The following is a 21,757-nucleotide window of genomic DNA, read 5'->3' as shown; positions in this document are numbered from 1 at the left end:
CAGCGTTTGACTAAGGTTGGCGGACACGCTTCCCCCCCACCAGCAAGGTTTGCAGGGTATCGGGCAGGGAATCCATCGCAGCCAACGCGGTCGGTGACAAAAGAACGTGGCTGATGGCCTGATCTGCTAAGTAACCGGACAGGATAGCGCCGGGCAATAGGCTGGCACGTTGGGCGAGACAGAGGCGGGCACCCGCCATTAAGGCCATGCAACATTCCCAAATACTGGCATCGAAGCTATTTGAGGCGAACTGCAAGACGCGACTGTCAGCGGTAAGTGACAGGGTAGGTTGCTGGGTGGCTATCAGGTTGCACAGGCTTTGATGTTCGATCATCACCCCTTTGGGTTGCCCCGTTGAACCGGAAGTATAAATCACATAGGCCAGATGGCGTGATGCTAACCCCAAAGCGTGAGGCTCTGGATTGCCAGTCGGTTGTGTTGTCAGGCGCGGTTCGGGGTTATCCAGTAAGACCGTGGGCAAGGCATTAAACTGAGTGAGCCACTCTGATTTGGCTAATTTCGTCTGGGTCAGTAAAGCCACAGGAGCCGCATCTTCCAGCATATAGACCAACCGTTCGGCCGGATAAGCCGGATCAAGCGGCACATAAGCCCCGCCAGCTTTGAGGATAGCCAGTAAGCCGATCACCATCTCCGGACTGCGCTCGGCACAGAGGGCGACCCGATCATCCGGCCGCACCCCTAACGTAATCAGATAATGCGCCAACTGGTTGGCACGGTGGTTTAATTCACCATAGCTGAGCGTTTGCGCCTCAAAGACAAGGGCGATGGCTTCGGGATGCTGTGCGGCCTGTGCCTCAAACAGTTGGTGGATAAGCGTCTCTTGCGGGAAATCGGCCTGAGTAGCATTGAAATCCACCAGCAGTTGTTGGCGTTCTGATGCCGGTAAGACGGGGATATTTTGGATCGCTTGTTGCGGATTATGCACTAAGGCATCCACTAAACCGCTTATGGCCGTCGCCAGATAGGCGTTGATTTGTTCTGGCACAATATCGGTGACGGTCAGAGCTGTTAGCAGGAAATCATCCCCTAAGTCATCCACTGATAAGGAGACAGGATAGTTAGTGCGCTCTTCTGCGGATAAAACACGTATGCCTGCCCAGATGGTATCAACCGCCTCGGTTTCACCTGATGAACTATGACGATAATTCAGTAAGGTACTGAACAGTGGCATGGGTTGCTCCACGCCGCTACACCGCTGTGCCAGCACTAACGGAGTCTGCTCATGCTCCAGTAAGGTAGTCAGATTTTGATAGGTTTCCTGCACGGTTTCTTGTACCGTGCGCCCATCCAGAGAAATACGCAGGGGCAGGGTATTGATAAACATGCCCAGTATGCGATCAGATCCTGCGCCCCCTTGCAAGCGACCCAGTAGCACGGAGCCAAATACCACGTCATCGCGGCCACAGGTGTGTGCCAGCACTCGTGCCCACGCAACATGGAACAGGACACTTGGGCTGACACCTAAACGACGCGCCTGAGTGCGGATAGCTTTGGCCAGAGCTGGTGCGATAGAGAGGTGTGCTTTAGTGACGAGGTCATTGCCAATTTTTACGTCAATTACCCCAAACGGCGCCGTGGGTTCGTCAATATCCGCCAGTCGGGCGCGGAAATAAGCTTCATGCTCGGCGGTTGGTGTATTTAAGGTTTGAGCGATAAAGTTGCGGTAAGGCAATACCGCCGGCAATTTCTCTGTATCTGCCTGCAAGATGAGCGCCATTTCCGCAAAAATCAGTTCCAGAGTCATATGGTCACTGACCAGATGATGGAAGCGCAGTGCCAGTAACCATTCATTTTGTGCCGGATCATGGGCGATATCAGCAGCAAACAGCGGGGCGTGGTTCAGATCGATACGGTGCCGGCGTGGATCCGTGTGAGCCAGTAATTGCGCCGGAATATCGTCCATTGTGGCAGGGGTAAATTCACGGATTGTGAGCGGTGCCTGACGCCAGACCACCTGAACTGGCTGTTCCAGTCCCTGCCAATAAATGGCGGTGCGCAGGATGTCATGCCGGTCGATGACGTGTTGCAGCGCCGCTAAAAAGTCATCAAGGCGCTCACGGGTATTGAACGCGAGCAAGCTTTGCTGTAGATAATTATCCCCCTGTGTCTGTAACAGATGATGGAACAGGATCCCTTCCTGCAAGGGAGCCAGCGGATAGATATCCTGAACATTACTTGCGCCACCTGGGATCTGTTCAACGATGGTGTCAATCTCAGTTTGGGAAAGTGAGACTAAAGGCAGCATATCGGGTGTGATAGCCGTGCAATCTTCGGGAATACGATTAGGGGGCACGACAAAGGTGCTGACTTCACACTGGATAGCCAGAGCCATATCAACGAGGATCGGCGCAACAAATACGCTGCGAACATCAAGTTGCCAGCCCAGATGGCGTAACTCTTCGATCAGGCTGACAATCATCAGCGAATGACCACCGAGTTCAAAGAAATGGTCATGACGGCTGACCTGTTTCAAATTCAATAGTTTTTGCCAAATCTGCGCCAAAGCGATTTCGGTCTCCCCGACGGGAGCTTCATAGTCGCGCGTGACAATCGCCGATACATCAGGAGCCGGCAGGGCCTTACGATCGAGTTTACCGTTAGGGGTGAGCGGGAAAGTCTCTAAGGTGACAAAGGCGCTGGGCAGCATATAGTCCGTGAGGTGTTGGGTGAGTTGCTGACGCAAATCAGCGGGCACTAATTCAACCCCTTCCTCTGGTCGCAGATAAGCTACCAGCCGTTTCTGCCCCGGCTCATCTTCGCGCGCAACCACTACTGCCTCACGTATGCCATCACATTGCGTGAGTCTTGCCTCGATTTCCCCCAACTCAATGCGGAAGCCACGCAACTTGACCTGAAAATCGTTACGGCCGAGGTATTCAATATTGCCATCGGGGCGCCAGCGGCCGAGGTCGCCGGTTTTGTATATGCGGGCATCTGGCTCCGAAGAAAACGGATCGGTCTGGAAGCGTTCGGCAGTGAGTTCAGGGCGATTGAGATAACCACGGGCAATACCAACACCGCCGATATAAATTTCTCCCGCCACACCGAACGGAACGGGTTGACCTTGTGTATCCAGAATATAAATTTGAGTATTCGCAATAGGCCGACCTATCGGGGGGACTCTTTCATCCTGAATATCACATGGGGAAAGCGTTGCACACACAGTGGATTCTGTCGGTCCATAAGCATTGATGATGATACGTTGGTCGGTTGCCCAACGCTTGATCAACGATGATGAACAAGCTTCACCGGCCAGCACCAAAATGGTCAGGTCAGGTAATTCAGCATCCGGCGTTAATGCGCTGGCTGCAACAGGTGGCAGGGTTACATGAGTGATCGCCTGAGTTTTCAATGTCGTCATCAGAGCTTCACCGGGTAATAGCGCTTCACGGGATGCCAGAACCAGACAGGCTCCTTGACACAGTGTGGTGGCAATTTCAGAGATGCAGGCATCAAAACTAAAAGAAGCAAATTGCAATAGTCGGGTGTTAGCCGTGATATGAAAGGCTTCAATTTGTGCCTGAGTCAGGTTGTACAGACCACGATGCTCAACCATCACCCCTTTGGGCAGACCAGTAGAGCCAGATGTGTAGATAACATAAGCCAGATGGCGTGAGGTTAACCCCAGCACACAGGCATCAGGATTACTTATTGCATAGTCATCGAGGACTAAGGTGTCAAGCAGTACAGTAGGTCGGTCACCGCTCAGTGTCCCAACTAACGACGTTTGGGTAAGTAACGCCACTGGGGCGGCATCATCCAACATAAAGGTCAGTCGTTCGGCTGGATAGGCCGGATCGAGCGGCACATAGGCCGCTCCTGCCTTGAGGATACCCAGTAATCCCACCACCATCTCCAGACTGCGTTCGACACAAATGGCGACCCGATCATCCGGCTGTACCCCCAGCGCAATCAGGTAATGTGCTAACTGATTGGCGCGGTGGTTTAATTCACTATAGCTCAGAGTCTGTTCCTCAAAGGCAACGGCGATAGCCTGAGGATGCTGTTCCGCCTGTGTTTCAAACAGTTGGTGGATCAAGGCCTCTTGCGGGAAATCTACCTGAGTGGCATTGAAGTCCACCAGCAGTTGTTGTCGTTCTGATGCAGGTAGCATCGGCAACGTGGCAATCCGTTGGGTTTCATCCGCCGCCGTTTCATCTACCACCATAGCGGTCAGTACATTATTGAAATAACCGACTATTCGTTCAACAGTTGCGGTATCGAATAAATCGGTGACATATTCCAGCTCACCGATCAGACCAGACTCGGTTTCGGACAATGACAAGGTTAAATCAAAGTGAGCGCTGGGATACACTTGCTCAATAGGTGAACATTGGATATCAGAAAATGCCAGCGTCTGGGTAGGCGTATTGTCTAAAGCCAGCATTACTTGGAAAATCGGGCTATAGCCTAGATTGCGTTCGGGCTGGAGTGCTTCTACCACTTGCTCAAAGGGTAAATCTTGATGGGCATAAGCGGCCAGTGCCCGTTCCCGAACCTGAGCCAGCAGATCGGCCACACTAAGATCATCATTAAAGGTGATGCGTAAAGCCAGCGTGTTAACAAAGAAACCAATCAATCCTTCAAGTTTATGGTGTGGGCGATTAGCAACCGGCGTACCGATAACGATATCATCCTGCCCACTGAGTCGTGACAGTACAAGGCTCCAGGCACTGAGCACTGTCATAAATAACGTGGTGTGATGGCGCAGTCCCAGTTTTTTCAGTGAGTCCAATAAGCTTGCATCAATGTGCACAGGAACTCGGCTACCAACAAAGGATTGTACTGCCGGGCGCGGTCGGTCGGTCGGAAGAGTCAGTAAAGCCGGCGCTCCTGCAAGTTGGGTGCACCAGAAATCACGTTGTGCCGTGAGCGCCGCTTCTTGTAGCCAGTTACGTTGCCAGATGGCATAGTCGGCATACTGAATGGGCAGTGGTGGTAAAGGTGTATCTTGACCGTCAAGGAGGGCGTGATAAAGCACACTGAGTTCATGTATCAGCACACCGACGGACCAGCCATCAGAAATAATATGATGTTGCGTGAGCAGCAAGGCATGCTCTTTATCTGCCAGTTGCAGCAAGTGGCCGCGGAACAGCGGACCTTGGGTCAAGTCAAAAGGTGTTTGCGTGTCGAGTGCCATTAATTCTGCAATACGGTTGATACGTGCTTCAGATGTTAATGCGCGCAGATCCTGATAAGTCAGGGCAAAGCCAATATCGGCCGGATCAATCTTTTGGCAAGGTTGGCCGGAAACCAGCACAAAGCGGGTACGCAAGCTTTCATGGCGGGCGACCAGATGGTCAAATGCCCGGGTTAAGGCATGGCGATTAAGCTGACCTGTCAGGCGCAGTGCCACAGGAATATGATAAGCCAGACTGGCAGCCGGATCGAGTTGCCCCAGAAACCAGAGCCTTTGTTGAGCAAAGGACAGGGGCAACGACTGGCTGCGATCAGCGACCGGGATCACTATCTGAGCCATTGTTGAAGCACCGGTGAGTGTTTGAGCCAAATGCATCAAAATGGGTTGATCAAAGAGTTGCTGGAGTGACAAATCCCGTGCCAACTTCTGGTGTACATGTGCGACCAGTTGGACAGCAAGCAGCGAATGGCCACCGAGTTCGAAGAAGTTATCGTGACGACCAACTTGTTCTAACCTTAACAAATCTTGCCAAATCTGCGCTAAGGCGATTTCTATGTCGCCCACAGGGGCAACATAATCTTGTACCGCCACGGCTGATAAATCCGGTGCTGGCAGCGCCTTGCGATCCAGCTTGGCATTGGGGGTTAGGGGGAAGGACGCCAGTGTGACAAAGGCACTGGGGAGCATGTGTTCCATCAAATTGGAACTTAGTTGTTCACGCAGGCTGGCGGGATTGAGAGTGACTCCCGATTGTGGAATGAGGTAAGCAACCAAACGCTTATCACCCTGTTCTTCTTCACGGGCGATCACTACAGCATCCTTGACGCCTTCACAAGCAACCAGCCGCGTCTCAATTTCGCCTAATTCAATGCGGAAACCGCGTATCTTGACCTGAAAATCGTTGCGACCGAGATACTCAATATTGCCATCGGGCAACCAGCGACCGAGGTCGCCGGTTTTGTACATGCGGGCGTCTGGCTCCGACGAGAATGGATCGGCGAGGAAGCGCTCAGCGGTGAGTTCAGGCCGGTTCAGGTAACCGCGGGACACACCTGCACCACCAATGTAAATTTCACCGCTCACTCCAAGAGGTACGGGCTGACCGTGTGCATCCAGAATATAAATTCGGGTGTTGGCGATCGGTTTTCCGATGGGAATGTTATCAACGATACTATCCTGCTGATGAATATCAAATGTGATGCAACCCACCACCGTTTCGGTTGGGCCATATTCGTTGATAATGCGTGATTCTGGTGACAGATCACGCCAAAGTTCGACCACAGATTGAGAGAGCATTTCCCCCCCAACGATAAAACAATGGGCAGGACAAGTCCGTTTTGCTGCCAGTAATCCCTGACCCATTGCGGCGAAAAGGGTCGGGGTAACGTTAACCAGCGTAGTGGATGCCATAGAGAGGGATAACAGAGCAGGCACCAACTCAGTCAGTGTCTGGCCTTCACGGATAAGGTGCACTTTGCCGCCACAAAGCAGAGGTAAATAAAGACTGGAGACGGTGGCATCAAAAGCAAAAGGTGATGACACAATGCTGTCTGTCTGTTCGGTCGTTACATAATGACTTAGCCCCCACTGTAGGTAATTTCTGAATCCGGCGTGTTCAACCATTACGCCTTTGGGTTGGCCGGTAGAGCCAGAGGTATAGATGACATACGCCAGATGATGTGAGGTCAGCCCCAGCGTTTGGGGGTCAGGGTTGCTTTCCGCATCATTGTCGAAGACAGGAGCATCAAGCAGCACGATAGGCAAGTTGGTGCCCAATCTCTCAATCAGGGAAGTCTGGGTAAGTAATGCTACCGGCGCGGCATCATCCAACATATAAGTCAGACGTTCGAGTGGGTAAGTTGGATCGAGTGGCACATAAGCAGCGCCAGCCTTGAGAGTACCCAATAATCCCACCACCATCTCCAGACTGCGTTCGACACAAATGGCAACTCGGTCATCGGGTTGCACACCCAACGCCAATAGATGGTGCGCCAGTTGATTGGCACGGCGGTTCAATTCACCATAGTTTAGTGTCTGATCTTTATAGACGACCGCGATCGCTTCGGGATATTTGGCGGCCTGAGCCTCAATCAATTGGTGGATAAACACTTCTTGGGGGAAATCGACTTGAGTGGCATTGAAATCTATCAGCAATTGTTGCTGTTCCGCCGCAGGTAAAATGGAGATATTCCGGATCGCTTGTTGTGGATTATGCACTAAGGCATCGACCAAACCGCTTATGGCTGTCGCCAGATAGGTGTTGATTCGTTCTGGTGCAATTTCGGTGACAGTCAGGGTAGTTAGCAGGAAGCCGTCTCCTAAGTCATCTACCGATAAGGAGACAGGGTAGTTAGTGCGCTCCTCTGCGGCCAAAATACGTATGTCTGTCCAAATGCTATCCCCCCCTCGGTTTCACCCGATGGGCTATGACGATAATTCAGTAAGCTACTGAACAGCGGCATGGGTTGGGCTACACCACTGCACTGTTGTGCCAGCACTAACGGAGCCTGCTCGTGCTCCAGTAATGCGGTCAGGTTATGGTAGGTATCCTGCACAATTTCTTGTACCGTGCGCTCACCCAAGGAAATGCGAATGGGCAGGGTGTTGATAAACATCCCCAGAATTTGATCAGCCCCTGCGCCGCCTTGCAGACGACCCAATAGTACGGAGCCAAACACTACGTCATCGCGGCCGCTGGTTTGTGCCAGCACTTGTGCCCAGGCTACATGGAATAACACACCAGGGCTGACACCTAAACGGCGCGCCTGAGTACGGATAGTTTTGGCCAGATCGGGGGCGATGGGCAGACGAGCCTCTGTTACAAGGTTGTTGTCAGTTGATACCTTGAGCACCCCAAAGGGTGCCGTGGGTTCATCAATGTCCGCCAGTTGGGCGCGGAAATAGGCCTCATGCTCAGTGGTTGGTGTAGCCAGAGTTTGGGCGATAAAGTTGCGATAGGGCAATACCGCCGGCAAGCTCGCCGTTTCACCCTGCAAGATGAGTGCAATTTCCGCAAGGATCAGTTCCAGTGTCATATGGTCACTGACCAGATGATGAAAGCGCAATGCCAGCAACCATTCATTTTGTGCCGGATCATGGGCGATATCAGCAGCAAACAGCGGGGCGTGATTCAGATTAATACGGTGCTGGCGTGGATCGGTATGACACTTGAGTTGGGTGACAACGTCACCGACCGTCGCTGGGGTAAAAACGGTAATGGGCAGTGGTGCCTGACGCCAGACTACTTGCACCGGTTGTGCCATCGCTTGCCAGTAAACGGCAGTGCGCAGAATATCATGCCGGTCGATGACGTGTTGCAGCGCCGCTAAAAAGTCATCGAGGCGTTCACGGGTATTGAACGCGAGCAGGCTTTGCAGCAGATAATTATCCCCCTGAGTCTGTAACAAGTGGTGGAACAAGATCCCTTCCTGCAAAGGAGCCAGTGGGTAGATATCCTGGACATTACTCGCGCCGCCTGGGATCTGCTCAACGATGGTCTCAATCTCAGATTGGGAAAGCGAAACCAAGGGCAGCATATCGGGGGTGATGGTCGTGCAATTCTCTGGGATACGGTTAGGGGGCACGACAAAGGTACTGGCCTCATGCTGGATAGCCAGAGCCATATCGGTGAGGACAGGTGAGGCGAATACACTGCGAACTTCGAGCTGCCAGCCCAATTGGCGCAGCTCTTCGATCAGGCTGACAATCATCAGCGAATGGCCGCCTAGCTCAAAGAACTGGTCATGGCGGCTGACCTGTTTTAACCCCAATAAATTTTGCCAAATCTGCGCTAAAGCGATTTCGGTCTCCCCGACGGGGGCTTCATAGCTGCGTGCCACAACCGCCGATAAATCGGGAGCCGGCAGAGCCTTCCGGTCGAGTTTGCCGTTAGGGGTTAACGGGAAAGTGTCCAGGGTGACAAAGGCACTGGGCAGCATATAGTCAGAAAGGTGTTGAGCCAGTTGCTGGCGTAATTCAGCCGGCACCAGTTCGGCACCTTCCTCCGGCCGCAGATAGGCGACCAGCCGTTTCTGCCCCGGCTCGTCTTCGCGGGCAATGACCACCGCCTCACGCACACCGTCACATTGGGTAAGTCTGGCTTCGATTTCTCCCAATTCGATGCGGAAACCGCGCAGCTTGACCTGAAAATCGTTGCGACCGAGATACTCAATATTACCATCGGGCAGCCAGCGACCGAGGTCGCCGGTTTTGTACATGCGGGCGTTTGGCTCTGCAACGAAAGGATCGGGCAGGAAACGTTCGGCCGTCAGTTCAGGCCGGTTCAGGTAACCACGGGACACACCGGCACCGCCAATGTAAATTTCGCCGGTAACTCCCAGAGGAACAGGCTGACCGGTAGTGTCAAGAATATAGATCTGGGTATTGGCGATGGGGCGACCAATATGAGACACAATATTGGTCGTCCGATCCATGCATGTCCAGGTCGAATACGTTGTCGTCTCAGAAGGACCATAGAGATTGCAGATATGTTCCACAGCGGAATGGGCAAACAGATGTTCGACAATATGGGATTTCAGCGCTTCACCCGCCAAATTAATGGTTTTAACGGTGGGGGGAATGGCGTTTGCCTCGCTCAAATGCGTGATAGCCGACGGCACCGTATTAATTAGGCTGAGCCTCTGTTCTGCCGCGGATTTAGTTGTGATTAACGACAGGGCATCAGAAACAAGGTGAACTGTACCACCAGAAATCAGTGGTGCAAAACATTCGTACACGGACAAATCAAAATTAAATGAAGTCGCGAACAGGGTATGGGCCAATGCTTCAGCGCTAAAAGTTCGCTGAGCCCAGGTCAGGAAATTTACGGTATTACGGTGGGTGATCGCAACTCCTTTGGGTAATCCGGTGGAGCCTGATGTATAGATCACATAAGCCAGATGATTTGACGTTAAGCCCATTCCTTGAGCATCAGGATTGCCTGCTGATTGATTTAAGTATCCTTGAGTTTCATTATCGAGCAGGTTGTCGATGAATACCGTAGGTACAGAGTGAGTCAGTCTGTCAGTTAGTTTTTTCTGGGTGATGACCACGACGGGAGCCGCATCCTCAAGCATATATGCCAATCGACTTGTTGGATAAGCAGGGTCAAGTGGGACATAAGCGCCTCCCGCTTTAAGAATGGCCAGTAATCCCACCACCATTGCTACATTGCGTTCGACACAGATAGCAATTCTATCGTCTGGATGTACCCCTAGCATCATTAAATGATGAGCCAAATCATTGGCATAGCGGTTCAATTCTCCATAACTGAGAGATTGGTCGTCGCATACTACAGCTATTGCACTGGGCGTTTTTGCAGCCTGTGCTTCGACCAGTTGATGGATCAGGGCTTCTTGTGGGAAATCGGCTTGGGTGGCATTGAATTCTACCAACAGTTGATGTCGCTCCGATGCCGATAATATTGGCATGCTGGCAATAGCTTGTTCAGCATCGCGTGTTATTGCTACCAAAACCTGTTTCAGGTAACCGATCATGCGCTTTATTGTTGCAGGATCAAATAGATCAACGGCATATATTAGTTCACCGGACAAACCAGATTCGGTTTCAGTCAGTGATAGGGTCATATCGAAGTGAGTACTGTAGTGTACTTGTTCAATTTGGGTGAGTTGCAAGTCGGGTAACGTCAAGGTTTTGACTGGCGTATTGTTTAAAGCCAGCATCACTTGGAAGATTGGGCTATAGCTTAAGCTACGTTCAGGCTGGAGTGTTTCCACCACCTGTTCAAAAGGCAGATCCTGATGGGCGTAGGCCGCTAAGGTTTTTTCCCGCACCTGGGCAAGTAAGTCAGCGACACATATGGAATCATCCAGAGTGACACGCAGAGCCAGTGTATTGACGAAGAAACCGATCATCCCCTCAAGTTCATAGTGAGGACGGTTAGCTACAGGTGTACCGATGACAATATCATCCTGACCACTAAGCCGAGCCAATACGAGACTCCAGGCACTCAACACAGTCATAAACAAGGTAGTTTGATGGCGCTGTCCCAGTTCTTTAAGCGAAGTTAATAAGCTTGCATCAAAGTGGACAGGAACACGGCCGCCAACATAAGTCTGCACCGCGGGGCGGGGTCTGTCGGTAGGCAGTGTTAATAAGGCCGGAGCCCCTTCAAGCTGAGAACACCAGAAATCGCGTTGTTTAGCAATGACAGTTCCTTGTAACCATCCTCGCTGCCAGATGGCATAATCGACATACTGAATGGGGAGTGGCGCTAAAGGCGCGTCTTGATCGTCGAGAAGGGCGCGATAAAGGACACTGAGTTCATGCATCATGACACCAACGGACCAGCCATCAGTGATAATGTGGTGTTGCGTGAGCAGCAAAACATGCTCTTCGTCTGCCAGTTGCAGCAGGTGACCGCGGATCAGCGGATCTTGGGTAAAGTCAAAAGATGTCTGTGCTTCAAGAGCGGACAAATCAGCAATATGGCCGGAGTGCATTTCTGGCGCCAGCGGGCGTAAGTCCTGGTAAGGCAGGGTAAAGCCAATGTCAGCCGGATCAATATGCTGACAAGGTTGGCCGGAAACCAGCACAAAGCGGGTACGCAAGCTTTCATGGCGGGCGATCAGGTGATCGAATGCACGGGTTAAGACAGGGCGATTAAGCTGCCCCGTCAGACGTAATGCCACAGGAATATGATAGGCTCGACTGGCCGCCGGATCGAGTTGGGCGAGGAACCATAAACGTTGTTGGGCAAAAGACAGTGGCAAGGGTTGATTGCGGTTAGCCACAGAAAGGGTGACCAGAGGAGGGGTTGACGTCTCCGTCAACTCCTGAGCCAAGTCGATCAAACGTGGTTGGTCAAAGAGTGATTGTAACGATAACTCGCGCGCCAAGTGTTGACGGATCCGAGCTGCCAGTTGGACGGCCAGCAGGGAATGACCGCCGAGTTCGAAGAAATGATCGTAACGTCCGACCTGTTCCAACTCAAGCAAGTCTTGCCAAATCTGAGCCAGAGCAATTTCTGCTTCGCCCACCGGTGCGGCATACTCGCGTGCCACCACCGCCGATAAATCCGGGGTCGGCAAGGCCTGACGGTCAAGCTTGCCGTTCGGGGTCAGCGGGAAGGCATCTAGCGAGATAAAGGCACTGGGCAACATATAATCGGTCAGGTGCTGAGCGAGTTGTTGTCGTAATGTCGCCGGCACCAGTTCAACATCTTTTTGCGGTAACAGGTAGGCCACCAGCCGTTTTTGCCCCGGTGCATCTTCGCGGGCGATCACCACCGCTTCGTGTACGCCGTCACATTGGGTGAGTCTGGACTCAATTTCTCCCAGTTCGATGCGGAAACCGCGCAGCTTGACCTGAAAATCATTGCGGCCGAGGTAGTCGATATTGCCATCGGGCAGCCAGCGACCGAGGTCGCCGGTTTTGTACATACGGGCATTGGGAGCCCGGGAGAATGGATCGGTCAGGAAGCGTTCTGTGGTGAGTTCAGGTAGGTTCAGATAGCCACGGGCAACACCGGCACCGGCGATATAAATTTCTCCTGCCACACCGAGAGGAACAGGCTGGCCCTGTGTATCCAGAATATAAATCTGAGTATTGGCAATCGGGTGACCGATAGGAATGGAATTGGATACATCAACCGGAGATACAATCTCGTAGGTTGCAGCAAATGTTGTGGTTTCCGTTGGACCATATCCGTTAATCAGGTGTACGGGTTGAGATGCAGCTAATTGCACCTGTTGTATCTTCCTTGGGTCGAGTACATCACCGCCAATCAGCAAATAACGTAATTGCCCAAACAGGGGCTTAAGGCTGTCGAGATATTCATTAAATAAGCCCACAGTCAGCCAGAGGGCGGTGACTTGCCCCTTGATCAGTGAATCGCAAAAACGTATTGGATCGAGCAGTACGGATTGCGGCACCACATGCAGGCGTGCCCCATTGAGCAGGGCAGACCAAATTTCCCAGGTTGAGGCATCAAAAGCGATATTGGCACAATGGGCAACGCAGTCGTGGGCATTGATATCGGCAAAGCCATTATTGATGATCAGGCGCAGGACATTGCGATGCTCGACCATAACCCCTTTGGGTTGGCCGGTCGAACCTGAGGTGTAAATCACATAGGCTAAATGGTGCGATTTCAGCCCTAATATCTGAGCGTCTGGGTTGTCAGTCGGTTGCGTCGCCAGCATCGGTTCTTCATGGTCAAGTAGATGATCCAGTAAGACCGTCGGCACGGTGTTGGGCAGAGTATTAAGCTGGGCTGTCAGGGTCAATAAAACAACCGGTGCCGCATCCTTTAGCATATAAGTCAACCGTTCAATCGGGTAGTTTGGATTGAGCGGGACATAGGCGCCACCGGCTTTCAGGATAGCCAGTAAGCCGACCACCATTTCCGGACTGCGTTCGATACAGAGGGCGACCCGATCATCCGGCCGTACTCCCTGCGCAATCAAATAATGCGCAAGCTGGTTGGCTCGTTGGTTCAGTTCGTGATAACTCACGGTTTGTCCTTCGTAGGTCACCGCCGGAGCTTGGGGATGTTGTAATGCCTGAGTCTCAACAAGCTGATGGATCAGAGCCTTTTGTGGGAAATTTCTCTGCGTTGTGTTGAAACCCACCAGCAATTGTTGCCGTTCTGATTCTGGCAAGATAGGAACATCCAGTATCAATTGTTGCGGGTGGTGAACCAGTGCGGTCACCAGACCGTTTATGGCCGTCGCCAGATAGGTGGTAATACGTTCGGCAGCAATGTTTGTCACGGTCAGGGCGGTTAATTCAAAGTTATCCCCTAAATCATCGACGGACAGAGTAATGGGATAATTGGTGCGTTCTTCAGCCGCGACCAGACGCATTGCTGTCCCTGATATGTCAGTGGTTTTGTCCTGATCCGATGGGCTATGGCGGTAATTCAGTAACGCACTGAACAGAGGCATCGGTTGGGCTACGCCACTGCATCGTTGTGCCAATGCTAATGGGGCTTGCTCATGCTCCAGCAAGGCGGTTAAATTGTGATAGGTTTCTTGCACGATGGTGTGTACCGTGCGCCCACCCAGAGAGATACGCAGGGGCAGGGTATTGATAAACATGCCCAGTATGCGATCAGCTCCCGCACCACCTTGTAGTCGACCCAGTAGTACGGAGCCAAACACCACATCATCACGCCCGCTGGTTTGGGCTACTACCTGCGCCCAGGCTACATGGAACAAGACACTAGGACTCACCCCTAGCCGACGAGCCTGAGAGCGAATTGCCTTCGCCAACGCGGGATCAAGCAGCAGGCTATTTTCGTTGATAGTACGTTCGTTGATAGTACGTTCGTTGACAGTACTATTATCGCTATCGCTGGGTATGCTGAGTATCCCAAAGGGAGCGGTGGGTTCATCAATATCTGCCAGTCGGGTACGGAAATAGGTTTCATGTTCTGCAACTGGCACACTTAATGTCTGGGCAATAAAGTTGCGGTAGGGCAACATGGCAGGCAGGTCTGCTGCATTACCTCGGAGTATCTGAGCAATCTCGGCAAAAATCAGATCTGATGTCATGTGGTCATTGACCAGATGATGGAAACGCAGCGCTAGCAACCATTCATCTTGTGCTGGATCATGGGTGATATCAGCAGCAAAGAGGGGCGCCTGATTCAAATTGATACGGTGCCGGAGTGGATCAGTATGAGCCAGTAATTGTGTTGGAATATCGTCTGTTGTGGCTGGGATGAATTCATGGATAGCCAGCAGTGCCTGACGCCAGACCACTTGAACCGGTCGTGCCAGATTTTGCCAATAAACCGCAGTGCGCAGGATGTCATGACGATCAATAACTTGCTGTAAGGCTCCCAAAAAATTATCAAGATGTTCGCGAGTGCTACAGGCAAGTACGATCCGCAATAAATAGTCATCACCTTGTGTTTGTAACAGGTGGTGGAACAAGATCCCTTCCTGTAAGGGAGCCAGTGGGTAGATATCCTGAATATTATTTGCGCCCCCAGGGATCTGTTCTACGAGGGTATCAATCTCAGATTGGGAGAGGGAAACCAACGGCAGCATATCAGGGGTGATAGCTGTGCAGCCTTCAGAAATAAGGTTAGGTGGCACCACAAAAGAATGGGTGTTGCGCTGGATAGTCTGGGCCATATCGGTCAGAATGGGTGAAGCGAATACACTGGGAACCTCAAGCTGCCAGCCCAGTTGGCGCAGCTCTTCGACCAGACTGACAATCATCAGCGAATGACCGCCTAGCTCAAAGAACTGGTCATGGCGGCTGACCTGTGTTAATCCCAATAGTTTTTGCCAAATCTGTGCCAGAGCGATTTCGGTCTCCCCGACGGGGGCTTCATAGCCGCGAGTGACAATCGCCGATAAATCGGGAGCCGGTAGCGCCTGACGGTCAAGTTTACCATTCGGGGTGAGCGGGAAAGCCTCTAAGGTCACAAAGGCACTGGGCAGCATATAATCAGCCAGATGCTGCGCCAGTTGTTGGCGCAAATCAGCGGGCACCAATTCAACCCCTTCCTCTGGTCGCAGATAAGCGATCAACTGTTTCTGACCAGATCCATCTTCGCGTGCAATCACTACCGCTTCACGCACGCCGTCACATTGGGTGAGTCTGGACTCGATTTCCCCCAGTTCGATACGGAAGCCACGCAGCTTGACCTGAAAATCATTGCGCCCCTGATATTCAATATTGCCATCGGGCAGCCAGCGGCCGAGGTCGCCGGTTTTGTACATACGGGCGTCTGGCTCCGACGAGAATGGATCGGCGAGGAAGCGCTCAGCGGTGAGTTCGGGGCGGTTTAAATAACCACGAGCTACGCCGGCGCCGGCAATATAAATTTCCCCTGCCACACCGCGAGGGACGGGCTGGCCGTGTGCATCCAGAATATAAATTCGGGTATTGGCAATCGGGCGCCCAATCGGGGGCGGATTATCTGCTGAACTGCCATCGGAAGAGGCACATGAATAAAGTGTGGCACAGACCGTGATTTCCGTTGGTCCATAAGCATTGAGCATCTGCCGCCCTGATGACCAGCGTTTGACCAGAGTTGGTGGACACGCTTCCCCCCCCACCAGCAAGGTTTGCAGGGTATCGGGCAGGGAATCCATCGCAGCCAACGCGGTCGGTGACAAGAGAACGTGGCTGATGGCCTGATCTGCTAAGTAACCGGACAGGATAGCGCCGGGCAATAGGCTGGCACGTTGGGCGAGACAGAGGCGGGCACCCGCCATTAAGGCCATGCAACATTCCCAAATACTGGCATCGAAGCTATTTGAGGCGAACTGCAAGACGCGACTGTCAGCGGTAAGTGACAGGGTAGGTTGCTGGGTGGCTATCAGGTTGCACAGGCTTTGATGTTCGATCATCACCCCTTTGGGTTGCCCCGTTGAACCGGAAGTATAAATCACATAGGCCAGATGGCGTGATGCTAACCCCAAAGTGTGAGGCTCTGGATTGCCAGTCGGTTGTGTTGTCAGGCACGGTTCGGGGTTATCCAGTAAGAGCGTGGGCAAGGCATTAAACTGAGTGAGCCACTCTGATTTGGCTAATTCCGCCTGGGTCAGTAAAGCCACAGGTGCCGCATCTTCCAGCATATAGACCAACCGTTCGGCCGGATAAGCCGGATCAAGCGGCACATAAGCCCCGCCAGCTTTGAGGATAGCCAGTAAGCCGATCACCATCTCCGGACTGCGCTCGGCACAGAGGGCGACCCGATCATCCGGCCGCACCCCTAACGTAATCAGATAATGCGCCAACTGGTTGGCACGGTGGTTTAATTCACCATAGCTGAGCGTTTGCGCCTCAAAGACAACGGCGATGGCTTCGGGATGCTGCGCGGCCTGTGCCTCAAACAGTTGGTGGATAAGCGCCTCTTGCGGGAAATCGGCTTGAGTAGCATTGAAATCCACCAGCAGTTGTTGGCGTTCGGGGTCTGGCAGCATCGGCAACGTGGCAATCCGTTGGGTGTCATCTGCCGTCATGGCAGCCAGTACATTGTTGAAATAACCGACGATCCGTTCAACGGTTGTGGTATCGAATAAATCGGTGACATATTCCAGCTCACCGACCAGACCGGCCTCGGTTTCAGTCAGTGACAAGGTTAAATCAAAGTGAGCATTTGGGGACATCTGTTCAATGGGCGTGCACTGCACATCGGGTAACGTCAGTACCTGAACGGGGGTGTTATTTAAGGCCAGCATTACCTGAAAGATCGGGCTATAACTTAAATTGCGTTCGGGCTGGAGCGCTTCTACCACTTGCTCAAAGGGTAAATCCTGATGAGCATAGGCGGCGAGTGCCCGTTCCCGAACCTGGGCGAACAGATCAGTGACAGTAACGGCATCATTCAGGGTGACACGCAAGGCCAGCGTATTGACGAAGAAACCGATTAGTCCTTCAAGTTCATGTTGTAGACGGTTGGCAACCGGCGTGCCGATAACGATATCATCCTGCCCACTGAGCCGAGCCAGTACCAGACTCCAGGCACTGAGCACCGTCATAAACAAGGTAGTATTATGGCGCAGTCCCAGCTTTTTCAGTGAAACCAATAAATCTGCATCAATATGCACAGGAACACGGTCGCCAACAAAGGATTGTACTGCCGGACGCGGCCGATCTGTAGGGAGAGAGAGTAAAGCCGGCGCCCCTGCAAGTTGGGTGAACCAGAAATCACGTTGGGCAGTGAGCATGGTATCTTGTAGCCAGTCACGTTGCCAGACAGCATAGTCAGAGTATTGAATGGGGAGTGGCGCTAAAGGCGCGTCTTGATCGTCGAGAAGGGCGCGATAAAGGACACTGAGTTCATGCATCATGACACCAACGGACCAGCCATCAGTGATAATGTGGTGTTGCGTGAGCAGCAAAACATGCTCTTCGTCTGCCAGTTGCAGCAGGTGCCCGCGGATCAGCGGATCTTGGGTAAAGTCAAAAGATGTCTGTGCTTCAAGGTCGGATAAATCAGCAATATGGCCGGAATGCATTTCTGGCGCCAGCGGGCGTAAGTCCTGATAAGGCAGGGTAAAGCCAATGTCAGCCGGATCAATATGCTGGCAAGGCTGACCGGAAACCAGCACAAAGCGGGTACGCAAGCTTTCATGGCGGGCGATCAGGTGATCGAATGCACGGGTTAAGACAGGGCGATTAAGCTGCCCCGTCAGACGTAATGCCACAGGGATATGATAGGCTCGACTGGCCGCCGGATCGAGTTGGGCGAGGAACCATAAACGTTGTTGGGCAAAAGACAGAGGTAACAACTGGCTGTGATCAACGATGGAAATTGTTACCTGAGTGCTGGTTGAAGTGTTAGTGAGCGTTTGAGCTAAATCCATCAAAACAGGTTGTTCAAAGAGTTGCTGCAACGGCAACTCTTTCGCTAACCGTTGGCGAACTCGTGCAGCCAATTGGGTAGCGAGCAGGGAATGGCCGCCGAGTTCGAAGAAATGATCGTAACGACCAACTTGTTCTAACCCTAACAACGCTTGCCAAATTTGCGCCAGAATGATTTCTATTTCGCCCACGGGAGCAACATAATCTCGAACGACTACTGCCGATAAATCGGGGGCAGGCAGTGCCTGACGGTCGAGTTTGCCATTGGGGGTCAGCGGGAAAGTGTGCAGGGTGACAAAAGCACTGGGTAGCATATACTCGGCTAAGTGCTGGGCAAGTTGCTGGCGCAGTGCAGCGGGCACCAGTTCAACACCTTTTTGCGGTAACAGGTAGGCCACCAGCCGCTTTTGCCCCGGTGCATCTTCGCGGGCGATCACCACCGCTTCGTGTACGCCGTCACATTGGGTGAGTCTGGACTCAATTTCTCCCAGTTCGATGCGGAAACCGCGCAGCTTGACCTGAAAATCATTGCGGCCGAGGTAGTCGATATTGCCATCGGGCAGCCAGCGACCGAGGTCGCCGGTTTTGTACATACGGGCATTGGGAGCACGGGAGAATGGATCGGTCAGGAAGCGTTCGGCCGTCAGCTCCGGGCGATTGAGGTAACCACGGGCGACCCCCACACCGCCGATATAAATTTCCCCCGCCACCCCGCGAGGAACGGGCTGGCCGTGTGCATTCAGGATATAAACCCGGGTATTGGCAATCGGGCGGCCAATCGGGGGCGGATTATCTGCTGAACTGTCATCGGAAGAGGCACATGAATAGAGCGTGGCACAGACCGTGATTTCCGTCGGCCCATAGGCATTGAGCATTTGCCGTCCTGATGACCAGCGTTTGACTAAGGTCGGCGGACACGCTTCGCCCCCCACCAACAAGGTTTGCAGGGTATCGGGCAGAACATCCATCGCGGCCAATGCGGTCGGTGACAAAAGAACATGGCTGATGGCCTGATCTGCTAAGTAGCGAGACAGGATGGCGCCCGGCAACAGACTGGCCCGTTGGGCCAGATAGAGTCGGGCGCCGGCCATTAAGGCCATACAACATTCCCAAATACTGGCATCGAAGCTGTTTGAGGCGAACTGTAAGACACGACTATCGGTAGTGAGTGCCAGGGTAGGTTGTTGGGTGGCTATCAGGTTGCACAGGCTTTGATGTTCGATCATCACTCCTTTTGGTTGCCCCGTTGAACCGGAAGTATAAATAACATAGGCCAGATGGTGTGACGCTAACCCCAGGGTTTCAGGGTTTGGGTTGTCAGTCGGTTGGGTTACCAGATTTGGTTCGGGGTTATCCAGTAAGAGGGTGGGCAAGGTGTTAAACTGAGCGAGCCACTCTGATTTGGTTAGTTCCGCCTGGGTCAGTAAAGCCACGGGGGCCGCATCTTCCAGCATATAGACCAGCCGTTCGGCCGGATAAGCGGGATCAAGCGGCACATAAGCCCCGCCGGCTTTGAGGATAGCCAGAAATCCGATCATCATCTCCAGACTGCGTTCGACACAGAGGGCGACCCGATCATCCGGCTGCACACCCAGTGCAATCAAGTGATGAGCCAGACGATTAGCATGCTGGTTCAATTCTTCATAACTGAGAGACAGCTCTCCACACACCACCGCTGTTGCATTGGGTGTTTTTGCAGTTTGTGCTTCGATCAATTGATGGATCAGTGTTTGTTGCGGGAAATCCCTCTGGGTGGCATTGAAATCCACCAGCAGTTGTTGTTGCTCTGTTTGTGGCAATATGGATAAATTTTGGATCTGGGTTTCTGGAGATGTCAGGGCGGCTTCTATCAACACCATGAGACGAGCCTGGAGGGCTATCACTTCAGCACGACTCAGGTAATCAGGAGAAAAATGAAATTCAAGTGTGACAGATTTTTGAGCATCCTCATTGTTATCTAATACATATTGATGGACAGCAATAGTAAGAGGAGATGAGGCACCACGCTGTATTTTTGAGTATGTAAGTGTGGCATTTGGTATATCGGCATTCACATCTATTTGCCCAAATGACAGCGTAATATCGAATAACTGGGCTCGTCCGGTCTGCTGCTGGATTTGTGTGAGCCGGTTGATTTCCTCGATTGGAAAACGCTGATGTTTGTAGCAACGGCGTAATTCTGCGGCGGTTTTGTCCATCACATCAAGGAAAGTATCATGGGGCGAAATAGTGATACCGATCGGGATCACTGATGAAAACATCCCTGCGGTGTGTCTTTGTTTGCTGTTTTTACGGTTATCTATGGGAATACCAATAACAATATCTTCATTTTCGGTACTGCTTGTTAGTGAATAAGCAGTACGTGAGAAATAGCAAGCCAGCGCAGCATACATAAAATGCAGGACGGACAATCCATGTGCAGCGACAATGTCTTCGATCCGCTGAAAGAGCGTTTTATCCAGTTGCCAAATGAGAGGCTCGGGGTGTTCGCTATCAGCTATTTTTTCTAAATTTGATGGCTGAATTAAGGCAGGAGGTAAGTTTTTGTAGCGATCTGACCAAAATTGTTGGTCTTGTAGATAGCGCGGTGAATTTAAATAGGTGTGATCTTCATTAATAAAGTCGAGGTAAGAGGGGGCTGCTTTTGTAAATTTTTTTCCTCTGCTTAACCGAATATACGTGTTGGTTATCTCTTCGGAAATAAGTCTTAAAGTCTTTATATCGCCAATAAGCTGATGACAGCAAAACTGCCAGTACCAACGATTATCACTTACCCGTAACAGTTCAAAACGCCATAGTTCACTGTGCAAATCAAACGGTCGCATGAAGGCAGTACGGATGTATTGTTCAGCTTGTTCTTCTGCGTCAGCATAACCTGAGAAATCGTGGATTGTCACAGACACAGGCGAGATATCGGTGAGTTCTTGCAGTGGTGCTTCCTGAGTTTTAACGAGCCGTAAACGTAATGCGTCATGACGATAAACAACGGTCTCAACAGCGCGTACTAACAGCGTTTCATCCAACTTTCCTTCAACAAGAATAACTGAACCTAAGTTATAGCAAGTACTATGAGGACGGAAACACTGATCGAGCCAGATGACTTGCTGGGGAGAACTGAGTGGAAATTTAATATTATTGCTACTATTGCATGACATAGGCATTGTTTAACTCCTACTTGCGCGACTAGTTAACCAGGCTAATTAATTAAATTTGAGTTATGTACATTGCTGCACGCTAGAATATGATTGGATAACTAACTCTTTCATAAACGGATGCTTTGTTTTTTGAAATTTTGTTATAAAAGGA

2 protein-coding genes are annotated in these 21,757 nt (G+C 51.9%); both read right to left on the bottom strand.

The window, feature by feature from the left end; translation table 11 throughout:
* Positions 1 to 10: 10 nt before the first annotated feature.
* Positions 11 to 7,534 (bottom strand): non-ribosomal peptide synthetase, encoded by a 7,524-nt coding sequence (locus Xish_RS19240; protein ID WP_341865747.1) that lies wholly within the window; start codon positions 7,532 to 7,534, stop codon positions 11 to 13.
* Positions 7,489 to 21,612 (bottom strand): non-ribosomal peptide synthetase, encoded by a 14,124-nt coding sequence (locus tag Xish_RS19235; protein ID WP_099116234.1) that lies wholly within the window; start codon positions 21,610 to 21,612, stop codon positions 7,489 to 7,491. Before Xish_RS19235 ends, Xish_RS19240 begins: the two co-directional genes overlap by 46 nt.
* Between the last annotated feature and the right edge of the window lie 145 nt (positions 21,613 to 21,757).

Source organism: Xenorhabdus ishibashii, from assembly GCF_002632755.1.
Taxonomy (GTDB): domain Bacteria; phylum Pseudomonadota; class Gammaproteobacteria; order Enterobacterales; family Enterobacteriaceae; genus Xenorhabdus; species Xenorhabdus ishibashii.
Note: the sequence above shows the minus strand (reverse complement) of the source record. Positions and strands in the feature narration are given on the sequence as shown.